12 protein-coding genes are annotated in these 13,718 nt (G+C 65.2%); 4 read left to right on the forward strand and 8 right to left on the reverse strand.

All coding sequences use genetic code 11. The features are described 5' to 3' along the window. Positions 1 to 24: 24 nt before the first annotated feature. Together V9E98_01925 and V9E98_01930 are read right to left on the reverse strand one after the other, a co-directional pair. Positions 25 to 780, reverse strand: coding sequence for a CPBP family intramembrane glutamic endopeptidase (locus V9E98_01925; GenBank protein MEI2715750.1), 756 nt, complete (start codon positions 778 to 780; stop codon positions 25 to 27). 70 nt (positions 781 to 850) lie between these two features. Further along, entirely contained in the window at positions 851 to 1,270 is a 420-nt protein-coding gene (locus tag V9E98_01930; protein ID MEI2715751.1) for a hypothetical protein, read from the reverse strand. 246 nt (positions 1,271 to 1,516) lie between these two features. On the opposite strand from V9E98_01930, the gene V9E98_01935 reads away from it, so the two are divergent. Together V9E98_01935 and V9E98_01940 are read left to right on the forward strand one after the other, a co-directional pair. Next, a complete protein-coding gene (locus tag V9E98_01935; GenBank protein MEI2715752.1) occupies positions 1,517 to 1,822 on the forward strand; it encodes a GNAT family N-acetyltransferase in 306 nt (101 codons plus the stop codon). 61 nt (positions 1,823 to 1,883) lie between these two features. Continuing rightward, positions 1,884 to 2,393: a hypothetical protein gene (locus V9E98_01940; protein MEI2715753.1), complete on the forward strand. Its 510-nt coding sequence runs from the start codon at positions 1,884 to 1,886 to the stop codon at positions 2,391 to 2,393. 103 nt (positions 2,394 to 2,496) lie between these two features. Here the strand turns inward: V9E98_01940 and V9E98_01945 are convergent, their stop codons facing one another. The 6 genes from V9E98_01945 to V9E98_01970 all read right to left on the reverse strand — a co-directional run bounded on the left by V9E98_01945 (position 2,497) and on the right by V9E98_01970 (position 10,467). After that, positions 2,497 to 3,939 (reverse strand): glycosyltransferase, encoded by a 1,443-nt coding sequence (locus V9E98_01945; protein MEI2715754.1) that lies wholly within the window; start codon positions 3,937 to 3,939, stop codon positions 2,497 to 2,499. Continuing rightward, a complete protein-coding gene (locus tag V9E98_01950) occupies positions 3,936 to 4,967 on the reverse strand; it encodes a HEAT repeat domain-containing protein (protein MEI2715755.1) in 1,032 nt (343 codons plus the stop codon). The genes V9E98_01945 and V9E98_01950 overlap by 4 nt, the downstream gene beginning before the upstream one ends. A gap of 145 nt (positions 4,968 to 5,112) precedes the next feature. Further along, positions 5,113 to 5,826: a hemolysin III family protein gene (locus V9E98_01955; protein ID MEI2715756.1), complete on the reverse strand. Its 714-nt coding sequence runs from the start codon at positions 5,824 to 5,826 to the stop codon at positions 5,113 to 5,115. Positions 5,827 to 5,921: 95 nt separating this feature from the next. Then, positions 5,922 to 6,755 (reverse strand): cytochrome b5 domain-containing protein, encoded by an 834-nt coding sequence (locus tag V9E98_01960; protein MEI2715757.1) that lies wholly within the window; start codon positions 6,753 to 6,755, stop codon positions 5,922 to 5,924. A 66-nt stretch (positions 6,756 to 6,821) separates the two neighbouring features. Next, the gene (locus tag V9E98_01965) at positions 6,822 to 7,874 is read right to left on the reverse strand and encodes a hypothetical protein (GenBank protein MEI2715758.1); all 1,053 of its coding nucleotides are present in this window, start codon (positions 7,872 to 7,874) and stop codon (positions 6,822 to 6,824) included. A gap of 193 nt (positions 7,875 to 8,067) precedes the next feature. Then, positions 8,068 to 10,467: a M20/M25/M40 family metallo-hydrolase gene (locus tag V9E98_01970; protein ID MEI2715759.1), complete on the reverse strand. Its 2,400-nt coding sequence runs from the start codon at positions 10,465 to 10,467 to the stop codon at positions 8,068 to 8,070. A 301-nt stretch (positions 10,468 to 10,768) separates the two neighbouring features. On the opposite strand from V9E98_01970, the gene V9E98_01975 reads away from it, so the two are divergent. Continuing rightward, entirely contained in the window at positions 10,769 to 11,527 is a 759-nt protein-coding gene (locus V9E98_01975) for an HlyD family efflux transporter periplasmic adaptor subunit (GenBank protein MEI2715760.1), read from the forward strand. Between the two features lie 65 nt (positions 11,528 to 11,592). Further along, complete coding sequence (locus V9E98_01980; GenBank protein ID MEI2715761.1) at positions 11,593 to 13,704, forward strand: cysteine peptidase family C39 domain-containing protein; 2,112 nt, start codon at positions 11,593 to 11,595, stop codon at positions 13,702 to 13,704. Positions 13,705 to 13,718 lie beyond the last annotated feature (14 nt).

The raw sequence follows: 13,718 nt of genomic DNA on the forward strand, positions 1-13,718 counted from the left end.
AGTGCGTGGTCGTGAGCCTCGGCATCACTTCTGTTTGGGAGTGACGGCCCGCGCGAACAGGTACCCCCAGCCATTCGTCGCCCAGTGCAACCCCATCGGCGCGAAGAGCGACCCGGACCCGATCCGCAGGCCACAGAACACGATCCCGCCGATGGTTGTCGTGACGACCGATCCCACGATGGCGATGATGCGGGCCAGATGACCTCCGCCACCGACTTCACCGAGGCGACTGTTTCGCTCATGCAGGTCCAGGGAGGGCAGGATGTGCCACAGCCCGAACAGCAGCGACGACCACACTGTCGCCCACACGATCCCGTACCGGCGCGCCAACATCGCCCACAGCACACCCCGGAAGGCGATCTCCTCGAACAGGACCGTCCCGAAGGGCAACTCGACCAGTGACTGCCAGAACAGGCGGGGCAAGGACAGCCCGGCGATGTTCTGGTCGTGAAACGCCTGGCGGGTGCGACGCCAGGTGCTTCCGACGGCGTAGATCGCGAAGACCACGAGCATCGCGATACCGCCCCAGATCAGGCCTCGGATCCAGGTTCGCGGAGCCAACCCCAGGTCCCCCCAGGTGCAGCCATCCATCACCCCGAGCGCGAGGACCACGACTGATCCTCCCAGTGCCCAGAACAGGTAGTAACCCGGTACCGCTTTGTTGGCGGCGACATTGATCAGCAGCAGCAGTACGATGACGGCCACCACGGGCCACCACGGCAGGTTGGGTTCCAGTCCGGGCAGGGCGTAACTGTTGTCGTACAGCCACTCCATGAACATTCGGCCCTCCGGCCACTGATCGTAGTTCCCACGTGGGGAACTGGGCGGTCGGCGGATCCACGCCCCCGGGTCAACTGGCTTCGCTGAACTCCTGGAGCTTCTGGGTGCATTGGGTCACCTGGGTGATGCCCTCAGGGTTGTCAAAGAGTTCACCCGCGAGACTCGACGCTTGCGCCTGTAGGTTCTGGATCTGCTCCTGAAGTTCCTTCGTGTCGGCGTTCAAGGGGTCCGACGCAGCCTTGCGCGACGCCTTGAGGAACTCGTCGACCGCCTCGCAGTACTGGTCCGCAGCGTCTGCGTCGACGCCTGGGTCCGTCGTCGGAGTGGGGTCCGCGAAGTTCGGTGGTGCGGTCGTGTTCTCGACCTGCGGCGCGGTGGTTGCCGCGCTGGTGGGCTGCTCGGGGGCGGGAGCGGAGGTCTGCGGTGCGGACTGTTGACCACAGGCAGCAAGCACCAGGGGGGCGACCAGTAAGAGAAGCAGTCGTCTCATGGTGCGCGCCTCATTGTGTCCGTCTCATCGGGTCCGCCTCATCCTCATCGGGTCCGCCTCAACATCGGGTCCGTCTCATCCTCATCGGGTCCGTCCGTTCCGTCGAGCCTATTGCCTGGTGGCAGGTCGTGGGACGCCGTCGGCCACTTCCCACGGTGAGTGAGCCCGATCCACGTGGCTCCTGGGCGTGAGCCAGGATTAGGATCACGGGGTCGCCGTTCAAGAAGTCTCACGTTGGGAGTCGCCATGTCCGCAACGATCAACCGGAACGACGCGGAGTCTCGTTACGAGATCCGCGAGTCCGGGGAGCTCGCGGGCATCATCGACTATCGCGAGACGGACGGGGTCCGGGACCTGTTCCACACCGAGGTGTTCGAGGGATTCACGGGTCGGGGGGTTGCAGCGGAACTGGTCGCCGGGGCCTTGATCGACCTCCGCGAGTCCGGCATCGAGTTGATCCCGACCTGCCCCTATATCCAGTCGTGCCTGCGCAAGAACCCGGGAGACCTCGAGTTGGTCCCGACCGACAGGAGGGGCGACTACGACCTCTGATCGGTCGGTCCTACGACGAAGGTCCGATTGTGGCCGGGATCACTTTGGAGTGACTCTCGAGGTGAGTCAGAAAGACACCTTGGAGGTACTCGCCATGACGAAGATGCAGAACAACAAGACGCTGAACCGCCGGAAGTGGGTCGCTGCGTCCGCAGCGGTCGTCATGTCCTTCGGTCTCGCTGCCCCGGCAGTCGCCTACGCCGAACCTCCCACCGAGCCACCCGCGGTCGATCGCAGCGTGTGGCAGGACGCCCGAGCCGAATTGCGAGCGGCTCTCATGGCTGCGCATCAGGAGTTCCGTGCGGCTGCCCGTGCCGCCATGGACCAACTCAAGACGGACACCGCCGAGGAGCGAGAGGCGCTGAAGGCCGTCCTGACCAACCCCGAGTCCACCCCTGACCAGCGGTTTGCCGCCAAACAGCAGTTCCGCACCGACACGGCCGATGAGCGCGCCACTTTCAGGTCTGCCATGCAGCAGGCAGTCGCCGATCACCGTGCCGCGCGCAAGGCTGCGTGGGAAGCCTTCCGTGCAGCTGTGGGAGGAGAGGTCGCACCGCCTGCCGCCGGATAGCCGGCCCGATCGGGGCCGCATGGCCCGCACCCATGCGGTCCACCCACCTGGAGTGACGGTGGCCGCCCCGACAAGTCCCGTCGGGGCGGCCATTGTCGTGTGCTCAGTGAGCGTCCCGCGGTGTGTCTGTGGCTGGTGCCGGGGCAGGTTCGAATCCCTTGCGGGTCATGGTGCCCCACCCAGACGTTCGGCGCAGTGTCCAAAATGCCTTCAACCGGACCCATGCCAAGTACTGCCGATAGCCGAAGTTCTCGATGACGGCCGCGATGCAAAGCGTGCGCAGATCCTTCCAGTTCGGATACCGGGCGAAGGCGCGCTCCTCCATCATGATGACGACCAGGGAGAGGAACACGCCCCACACCGTGCCCAACAGGAAGATGGCCAGCGCGAGCGGCAGCGACACGAACCCGAAGATCACTCCCACCAGGACGTACACGTACCCGAATACCTCCGGTATCGGCCCCAGTAGCTCGAAGGCCCAGAAGTACGGAACCCCGAACATCCCCATCGTTCGGTACCGAGGGTTGAACACCACCCCTCGGTTCCGCCAGAGCATCTGGGCCAACCCCCTTTGCCACCGGTCCCGTTGGCTGCGGAGCACCGACAGCGATTCCGGCACCTCGGTCCAGCAGATGGGATCGGGAAAGAACACGATGCGGCAGGGCTTGTTGAGTTCCCGGTGCCGGCGGTGCAACCGCAGAACGAGCTCGGCGTCCTCGCCGACTGTGGTGGTGTCGTAGCCCCCGACATCCATGACGGCCTGGCGGCGGAACAAGCCGAAGGCCCCCGAGATGATCAGCAGACTGTCCAGTCGGGACCAGCCGATCCGAGAGCCGAGGAACGCGCGCAGGTACTCGAGAATCTGCAGATTGGCAAGCATGCGGGCCGGGGTCCGTACGGCGACCAGACGACCGTCACGCAACTCGGAACCATTCACCACCCGCACGATCCCGCCGACAGCCACGGTGTGGGGATCCGACTGGAACTCCCACACGAGTCGCGACAACGCCCAGGGGTCGAGCAGGGTGTCGGCGTCGATGCAGCACACCAGCGGGTAGCGGGCGTAGCGCAGCCCGGCGTTCAACGCATCGGCCTTGCCGCCGTTGTCCTTGTCCACGAAGACGACCCGGGGATCCGATCGGCTGAAGTAGACGTCTCGCACGGGCTGTGTGTGCAGGTGGCCTTGAGGAGCGCGATCGACCGCGATCATGTCGAACGCGTCGATGATGCGGGGAGCGGTCTCGTCGCTGGAACCGTCGTTGACGACGACGATCTCCAACTGCGAGAACTGGCTGGCCAGCAGGCTGCGAAGCGACGCGACGATCGTGGCTTGTTCGTTGTGGGCCGGCACGATGATCGACACCGGCATGCTCAGCGGAGACTCAGCAACGTCGCGGTACGCCCTCATGGGTCGCCGCCGAACGTAGTCGCGGACCCCGAACCATCCGACGATGGTCAGCAGCGTCGACGCGATGGCGATCGTCACGAAGTAGACGAGGACCGCTACGGTGACCACCCAGTTGAGGATCTCCAGGGCCTGACTCATCGGTGCTCCAGCAGGATGAGTTGCTCACTGGCTCGTTGGGCGGCGAAACGATCAGGACCCGATGCGACTTGTTCCAACGCTCGGTGACCGGTCGGTCCCAGGCGTCCCAGAGCCTCGGCCGCGTTGGAGCGTACCCACCACACGGGGTCCGTCATGGCTGTTCGCAGTGCCGAGACCCCATCGGGATTTCCCAGTTCGCCGATTGCCCGGGCGGCCTGAGTGCGCAGCGGCGGGTAAGGGTCCACCAGCGCGACCTCGAGGTCGGCAAGCGATGAGGTGTCACCGCAGTGACCGAGGGCTCGCACCGCGCTCACCCGTTCCTCGTGGGAGCCGATCGCGAACAGATGGTGCAGGGCGGGAGCGGCCGCCGGGTCGCCGATCAGCCCGAGTGCCCGCGCGAGGCCTGTGCGGACGGCCTCGTCGGGATGGGGCGAGTCGCATTCACGCTCGAGGGCCGTCAGGCAGGGCTGCAGTGCCCAGGGGCCGACGAGGCGTTCGACAAGGCGTTCCCAGGGCAGGCTCCGGGCCCGGAGGCCATCGATCAGAGCTCGCGCTGCGTTGTCGTTGTGGCGCAGGCCCAGGGCCCGGGCGGCCACGAGTCGAACGTCCGAGTCTCGATCCTGCAGGGCCCGCGCCGCGGCCCTGACTCCATCGGGGTCGTGGAGGAGATTCAGCAGCAGCACTGAGGTGCCGCGGGCTACCGGATCGCGACGGCTCGTCCGAGCGATGAGGTCGTCGTGCAGGGCCGCGTAGTTGGGTAGTTGCTGCAGGTCGCGGACATCCTGCTGCGATGTCGTGAGCACGGCGACCAGGTCGTTGAGGCCGGGTCCGTGACCCGCCGCCACGGTCAGGAGTTCGTTTCGGTCTGCGTCAGTTCCGACGAGGGCAGCCCGGTAGGCCGCACGCCTTTCGATCATGGTTGCTTCGCGCCGGTCGCGTCCTGCCTTACCGGTCGCGACGAGGATGAGGATCGTGACAGTCGCGGCGGCGATGACGGCCGTGACCAGCAGGACTGCGGTGGTGTCCATCAACCCCTCCGACGATTGCCCGCGCGGTGGAACCCCCCCGTATGGCCCCCCACGCCAACAAGCACAAGGCTAGTGGGGCGCGACGACAAGGGTGAACGGTTGGGACATCGTCAGGGGGTGGACCTGGGGCAGTGTCTGCCGGCGGTCAGGTGACGACCATGGCGATCGCGACGTACTGGGTCACGAACGCCGCGATCGTGAACGAGTGGAATACCTCGTGGTAGCCGAACCAGTCGGGGTGCGGGTCAGGGCGCTTGCGTCCGTAGACGATGCCACCGGCCGTGTAGAGCAGTCCGCCCAACGCGAGCAGTCCGACCACGCCGCCACCGTATTCCGTCCAGATCGCAGGCAGGAAGAACACCGCCACCCAGCCCAGGGCGAGGTAGGACCCTACGACGAGCCAACGCGGCGCCCCCCACCACAGCACCCTCACCACCAGACCCAGGAGCGCGATCGACCACACGAGGATGAGCATGATCGTGCCGGTGCGGCGATCGGTCAGTGCGGCGGCGAAGGGTGTGTAGCTGCCGGCGATGAACACGTAGATGTTCGCGTGGTCGAGGCGGCGCAGCATCGCATTGGTGCGTTGGCCGCCGGCCCCGAGGTGGTAGGAGGCGCTCGTACCGAACAGCAGAACTGTCGTGGCGACGTAGACGGCAACTGCCAGGCGCAAACCTTCGGACGGCGTGACGACGAGGAGTCCCAGGCCCATGACGAACGCCAGCGGAGCCGCGCCGAAGTGCAGCCAACCCCGCAGTCTTGGCTTCACCGCTGCCTCGAGCGAGTGACGCAGGTCGTCCAGCCGCTCGCCTGGATGTGCGTACGGTGCCGCCGGGCGCTCGCTCTCGTCTACTGCCATTTACCTACGGTACCGTAGGTTTCGGTTGTCGCCTCCCGGGTTCTGGGCCACGATGACCTGGTTCCGAGGGGTCCGCGCCGGTTGGGAGCAGAGAGTCAGGACAACGTTCCGATCTCGAACATGGCCAGCGCGGCGGTCGGCTCCAGCTGTCCGCCGTGCTGTGCGCTGAAGGAGTCGCTGGCATCCTTACCGCACAGTTGCTCGATCCGGGCTGCCCCTCCGGGATGTTGTCTGATCCACGCCGTCAAGTCGTAGACGGTGCTGCCGATGGCCACCCAGCAACTCGCCGGTGTTGCGTGGCGCTGCACGTCCGCCAGAGTGAACTCAGCCGTGGTCGGAACTTGTGAGGGAGAGGGAGATGGGGTCGCGATGGTGGGTCGCTGGGAAGGTTCTCCCGGGGAGCTGGCGGTCGACGGTGATTCGAGGGGTGATGCGGAACTCTCCGGTTCGGGCAACGGATCTCCTTGAGTCGCAGCGATCCGTGTTGCCCACACAGCCTGAGCCCCGGAGTCACCGACCCTGATGACCTGAACTGTGGCGACCAGTGAAAGGACGACCGCCAGCACGGCCAATATCCGAATAATCAGTGGGGTCCCCGCATCCTGGCCCCGGTCGACCAGGCGGTCAACCACCACGAGAAGCAGGACGCCGACGAACATCACGGCTGAGAACAAGGGCATGGTGTCCCCGAGCGCCGCGTGTTGGGCCGGTTCTCCGACTCGGGCGGCCAGTGCTTCCCCCGACTCCTTCGCCGCCCATGAACAGAACGTGGCCGCGAACGCCAAGCCGACGACCCACCACCCGAGGTTCTTGCGCCACTGTCGTCGTACTGAGATCACGAGGACCCCGACGAAGGTCAGCGGGACGAGAACGACCGCGGCGTGAACCACCAGCGCATGGACCGGAAGACCGTTGACCAGATCGAACACGCGGACCAGTGTGCCCGGTGCCGCGAGGAGTTACTGCCGATCGCTCAGGAAACGTTCGGCTGACTGCTACCTCGTCCGCTTCAGTGCCGCATCCAGCGCTGCGCGCTGCTGGCTCACACTGGGTGGCTTGCCGGTACCGCCCAACATGACCAGGGCCATCGACGGGCCTCGGGTGGTCCCGAGGACGTCCAGGTAGTGGTTGCGCACCGACCCACTCGGCAGCGAGTGCCTCACCTTGATTCGGGTTGACAGCAGCCCCGAGCCGAGCGCGCCCGTGGTCATGGGCTGGAGTCTGGCTTTCGCCTGCATCTCGTCATCGGTGAGAAGCTTGCGCAAGCACTTCACGCTCGCGGTCGACAGCGCCTCGGACAGGGTCGCGCGGGCCTGGGGCTTCTTCGCGAATCGGGTGGTCACCGCGCCTGACCACTGGTCGCCGCCCCGCCGAGTGAACAATCCTGTGGAGACCTTCTCGGGGGCAGATCCGGAGTCTGTGTCGGGGCAGATGTCGCCCACCTCACCGGAATCCATCAGTCCACCGAGCAACCCGAGATCATCCAGGCCGTCATCAGCCTCCTCCCAGCCGCTCCCCGGCATCTGGGATTGTCGCAACGTGGGCGGACCCTCCTTGGGCTGTCGTGGATCCAGCGGATCATTTCCGGTGCCCGAGCCGGAGGGAATGAAGATGTTGCCTGCGATGTCGTCGTCGTCCTCGATGATGCGAGTCGTGACGTTGCCGCTGCAGCTGAACGTATTGGCGCCCTTGGTGGGAGCGGACACCTCGCAACTGACGGTCGGTCCCGGGTTCGCGAAGTTGATGAACGCGTGGCATCCCCAGGTGACGGGGATCCCCGTATTGGTCAGTGCTGCGGACCCCGATGTCGGTATGCCCGTTGCGGCGAAGATCGCGTACTGCGCCATCGAGGCCGGATTGGGCATCACGGGCGTGTAGAGGATCGGTCGGACGTTCGTCTGAGCACCCGTCTTGTTGAAAATGAACATCGTGCAGGTGTCCTTCCACGCCCAGGCTTTCGCCGAGGGTGCCTGGACCGATGCGGACCCGATGAACAGTCCTGCGGTGGCGATCGCGATCGTCGCCAGGAAGATGCTGAGCCTACGCATGGGTCCTCCTGCAGTCGCCGCCACTCGGGTCGGATCCGAATGGAGAGTTAGGCGAACCTAACAGGAATGTTCCTGGCGCGAGCCGGTCTCGGTGCGACTCTCACCCGTTGGCCGCCTGTCGGATGGTGGATGCACCGTGGATGCACCGTGGATGCGCCGAAGCAGTTGCCCACAGTTCCTGACAGGCTCCACGTCAACTGAGGTCGAAGTTCTTCGTCACCAAGGTGGCGTCCGCTTGCTTGCCGCGGGGCCACCACGAGAAGGTGGTGTCCGGCCGGGGTGGCAGTCCGAGCGCGGGATCGTCAGGGAACGTATTCGTCTGGTCGGTCACCAGGACGTCGAAGCTGCTCCCGGGCGCCAGTCCCACCTCCACCGTGTACCCGTCTGCCGGAATCCCCTGGCCGAGGACGCTCCATGTGTCGGACGGTTGAGCAGGCACCGGTTTGCCGTTGATGGCGAGCGTCTTGAACTCGCCATCGGTTGTCATCGTGTACCACAAGTTCAGGGCATCCCTGGTTGAGCGCACGTCGAACTCGACCACTCTTTGCCCACCAGAGGTCCGGTCGGACTGCACCTTCAGGGCAGGTGCGGAGTCCTGCGTCGTCACGCGGGCGGGGTTGCTCAAGACCGTCTGGGTTTCATACCGTTTCGCTTCGACCGGGTAGTACATGATCAACTCCGCGGGCGCGGGCTCGCTGGCGGGGTTGGCTCCCAAGACGTTCTGCGTCCATTCGTCGGGCTCGCTGTCGTCACTGAACCACTGGGCCGTGCCGTTGTTGGCGTCGATCGCGTAAACCAGGCTGTTGGGCTGCTGATAGTTCGGGCCCACTAGCGGGGTGGCGGTACCGATCGCCAACAGCACTGCGGCGGTGGCTCCGAGAACGAGGGTGAAGTACTGCCCGAAGGCTTGTCCGATCAGATCCAGCACCGGCAACAGGATGCAGATCGTCAGCGCTGCGAAGAACGACACCAGGAACCCGGTCGAGAGGTTCAGACCCTGATAGATCAGCGCCAGCACCGGGAAGATGAAGACCACCACCACGAACGACAGGATCAAGTCCACCGTCGTAACGACCGTGGTCTTACTGACCAGGACCCGCACCAAGTAGGCGGCCGACATCAACAGCAGCGGGATGGCGACCAGATAGGCAGCGGGAGGGGCTGCGAGGGTGCCCAGGATTGCCAGAACGGCCCACACCAGCAAAGCGCCGAGTTGGAGACTTTCGACCGAGTGGAACTTGCGGGCCCGGATCAGCAGCGCCACCGTAGCCGTCCCCACGGCGAATACGAACGTCACCATGTACAACTGCCCGCGATACGGGTCGGTATCGAACATGCCCGACAGGCTGATGAATGCGCGAGTGTCCCAGCGCACCAGGTAGACGAATCCGAGGAGCAACTGCGTGATGAGGATTCCCAGCACGGCCGAACCCGCCGCGGTCACAGCACCTCGGGCGATACCCGACATGCTGATCATGTCCCGCCGGGCGGCGACCACGATCGCGATGATCAGCAGAATCAGTGCCAGAGCGAGTAACGCGTGGGCCACTACGACGGGGTACGACACCAGGATCGGTCCGACCGTGAACCACACGAGTTCCTGTTCGGGATTGGAGTCCAACGAAGGTTGATCGGCGATCGACCGGATGAGCCCCAGGAGCATGTCACCCGTGTACTGCAGGGCCCCGGGTGAGAAGTTCTCCAGGTTGTCGCTGGGGGTGTGGTAACGAACGTTGTTACCGATCGGTGCGAACGCGAGTCCTGGTGCTCCCAAGGTGTCGAGGATCGAGAAGTCCGTGCTGTTCTCCAGCTGTTGGTAGGCGAAGTAGAACAACGAACTGGCCAACGGAGCCGACTGGCTCTCGCGGTACGCGTTCAACAGATCCTGGTTCACACTGGAGCCCTCGAAGAACAGGCTCTTGCCCGTTGTTCCGCGGTACTCGAAGTTCAGGACGTACTTCACATCCTTCGCCCATTCGTTCTCGGTCACGAACAGGACCGAACCGCCGAGCACGGATTCCTCGGCATCGGAGAACAGGAAGATCACGTCGTGCTCGAGCGGTGGCGACGCTTTCATCGCGCGCAAGGTCTCGACGAACGCGGCCATCGCTCCACCGTCGTCGCTGGCTCCCGGGCCGTTCGCCACCGAGTCGTAGTGGCCATCGATGATGATGGCGTCGGAACTGTCGCTCGTACCGGGTACCCGGACCAAGATGTTGGTGACACTCGTCGTGGTGAACGGCGACGTGAACTCGGGAGCGTCGAACGGAACCTTCTTGCCCGTGGCGAACCACTGCTGGGTCTGGTCCCCGGACTGCAGTATCGGTTCGTATCCGATCTCCTCGATTTCCGCGACGAGTTGCTCGCGGACACGCTTGTTATCAGCACTTCCGCCGGGATGTGGGATCCCGTTGCCCGCGATCGCCTCCACTGTTGCCATCGCCCGTGCGGCGGAGAACTGATCGGCGGGAATGTCAGCCGGCGCCGGATTCGGGGTAGTCAGTTGCATGACTCCGACCCCGATGGCCGCGGCCATGACCACGAATGCGAGTGCGGCGCCGAGCACCTGGTGTCCGGTGGGCTTAGGGGGCATCTGCTCAGGCTTGCGAATCGGTCGGGGGCATGCAACCGCTTTGAGTGAGGGGAGAATCGTCGCGTGTGGCGCAGGCACGCGTTGGGTGTGCTGCGAGAGGCATATTGGATCAGGCGCCGGCTGGGGCCTACGTCGCGGTCTTCGGTCCGGCGGGCAGCGCCGCGACGGTGACCGTGGAGTAGGCGGTGCTGTCGCTCGTGCCCGGCCCTTGGTGCAGCGGTGGGCTTGTCCCGTGCCAGTTTCTGGGATGCCGTCGACTGTTGTGCGCGAGGATGGTGTCAGTCAAGTGATGGGATGACGGATGGAGCCTGCGGACACTGGTCGCCGGCAAGCGGTGACAGCGATGGAGTCCCACGAGGACATCGAGCGACTCCTGCCGGTGACCAGTTGGCGATCGTGGATGTTGGCGTTGACAGGACTGATCCTGGTGGCGGCCGCCCTGTTGTACGCGGGCGCGACCAGCAAAACGATCACCGTGACCGGCACCGGGCGGGCGGCTGATCTTTACGGTGTCCGTCTGGTCACGTCGACAGTTTCGGGGCAGTTCGATGACTTCACTGTCGATTCTGGCCAGGTCGTCAAGAACGGCCAGGTCATCGGCTACGTGATCACGGGCAATGAGCGCGTGCCGCAGCGGGCGCAGGTCGACGGTCGGGTGCTGGGCCTGGCGCAACGTCCCGGAGACCCCGTGAGTGTCGGGGACTGGCTGACCACCATCGCCGCCAGCGAATCCGACGGCACGCAGGTCATCGCGACTTTCGACGATCAGGACGGCACACAAGTGCAGCCGCAGCAACAGGTCATCGTGACGGTGGTGGCCGCCCTCTCGGAGGGGGTGGGCGGCACAGGGACCGTTGTCAGTGGGGTCGTCAGAGAAGTAGCCCCCGGCATGGCTGCCCGGGACGTCCGGCTGGGCCTGGCTCTGCCCGAGGAACCGGCAGCAGAACAGACTGTGGCCATCATCGCGCTCGACGAACACGTGGACCCAGGGTCCGTCGTCAAGGCCGAAGTCGTCGTCAGCGAGCGCAATCTCCTGCAGCAGGTGCTGGGACGGTCATGACTCCTGCCCCGACCTTGACCCGGAAAGGACCCCGGTTCCGGAAGCCGGTCTCGACGCCGGAGCGGATGCAGTTGGCACCCACGGAGAGTGGAGCCGCCTGTCTGGCCATTCTGCTCGCGCACTTCGGCCGTTGGGTGTCTCTGGAGGAGGCACGTGATGCCTGCGGCGTCAGCCGAGACGGCAGCAGCACCCAGTCCGTGGCCCAGGCGGCGGAGTCATTCGGGCTTCAGACTGAGGTGATACGCGCGGAGCCGCAGGATCTGGCCACGAGGGAAATGCCGGTCGTCCTGCATTGGCGGTTCAAACAGTTCGTGGTTCTCGAGGGTCGATCCAAGAAGGGCTGGCTGCTCAATGACCCCGCCGTCGGCCACCGGGTCTGCCCGGACGACGAATTCGACGAGGCCTTCACAGGTACCGTGCTCGCCGCCACCCCCGGACCGCAGTTCGAACCAGGAGGAAGTCCGCCGCGAACCCTGCAGCGGCTCGGCGCGCACCTGACCGGTTCCCGCGATGGTGTCGCCTTGATGGCACTCGTCGGCGTCATTCTCATTGTTCCGGCGATCCTGGTCCCCGGGTTGGCGCGAGTGTTCGTCGATGCCATCACCGGTTCGTCGGCCGCCGGAACGTCGCAGATCCTGGGGGCCTTGGTGTTGGCCGCGATCCTGCAGGCGGTCCTGGTCGGGTTGCAGGGCAGCATCGGTGTACGTCTGGCCAACAAGGTCTCGGTCCTGCTCAGCGCGGCCATGATGGACCGGCTGCTGCGCATCCCGATGCAGTTCTACGACCTGCGGGGACCCAGCACGCTCAACCAGCGCGCCGCCCAGCCGAACATCGTCGCCACGACCGTTTCGTCCTTGTTCTCCACGCTCGTGATAGCGGTGCTGAGCAGCACCACAGCAGCCGTCGTCCTGCTCTTGGCGTACTGGCCCGCCGGACTGGTCGCTCTGTTCTGCCTGGGCTTCATCATCGTGTTCCGGCGCTCCGCGCGAGGGCACCGAAGGACCCTGGCCCAGCGCAGCGTGCGCGGCCAGAACGATGTCGCGGTCATCACGGCGACCGCTCTCGGCCAGATCGAGGTCATCAAGGCCAGTGGTGCCGAGGACGCCATCGTGTCGAAATGGGCGCGAGCACACGACCGCATGCTTGCCGCCACGCAGGAACTGGGGGAGAAGACATCGGTTCTCCTGTTCTTGCCCCGTGTGATCACGACTGTCGCCGGCATCGCCGTCACCTTCACAGCGCTGTACGGCGTCAGTATCGGGGCGCTGTCGCTCGGTGGTCTGGTTGCCGTGCAAACGCTCAACGGATTGGTCCTCGGGTCGATCCCTTCCGCTGTCACTCAGTTGGAGCAGGCAGAGAACCTCACGGGTCAACTCGATCAGATCGACGACGTCCTCAACACCAAGCCCGACCCGCGACTGGTCACATCGTCGGATTGGACGGAGTCGAACTACCCAGCGGTCAACGGTGAGCTGATGCTGCGCCGGGTTTCCTTCGGCTACAACCCCAGCGAACCGCCACTCATCGCCGACCTCGACTTACACCTGACTCCTGGCAAACGGATCGCCCTGGTCGGCCCGAGCGGCTGCGGCAAGTCGACGGTGAGTCGTCTCGTGGTCGGCTGGTACCGGCCCTGGTCGGGGGACGTGCTGATCGACGGGAGACCCCGCGACGAGTGGCCGGAACCCGTGCTGACGAGTTACATGGCGATCGTCGAACAGGACCCGTCGATCTTCTCCGGCACCATCAAAGACAACATCTCGATGTGGAACGAGACGATCCCCGAGGCCGATCTCATCACCGCAGCCAAGGACGCCTGTCTGCACGACGACATCGTCAAGCGGCCCGGCGCCTACGAGTCGGTGCTCGCGGAGCAAGGAGATGACCTGTCCGGTGGGCAGCGGCAACGGTTGGAGATCGCCCGGGCTCTCGCCCGCAACCCTTCCCTGATCGTGCTGGACGAGGCCACATCGGCCCTCGACGCCGCCACGGAGGCGTCGGTGGATGCCGCGATCCGGAGACGGGGAGCAGCGGTGCTCGTCATCGCTCACCGGCTGTCGACCATCCGGGACTGCGACGAGATCATCGTGTTGGACCGGGGCAAGGTCGTCGAACGCGGAACCCATGAGGAGTTGCTGGCCCTGACCGGCGCCTACGCGGAGTTGGTGCGCGCATGAATCGGCGGCCTACC

The organism is Candidatus Nanopelagicales bacterium (assembly GCA_037045355.1).
In the GTDB taxonomy this organism is placed as follows: domain Bacteria; phylum Actinomycetota; class Actinomycetes; order S36-B12.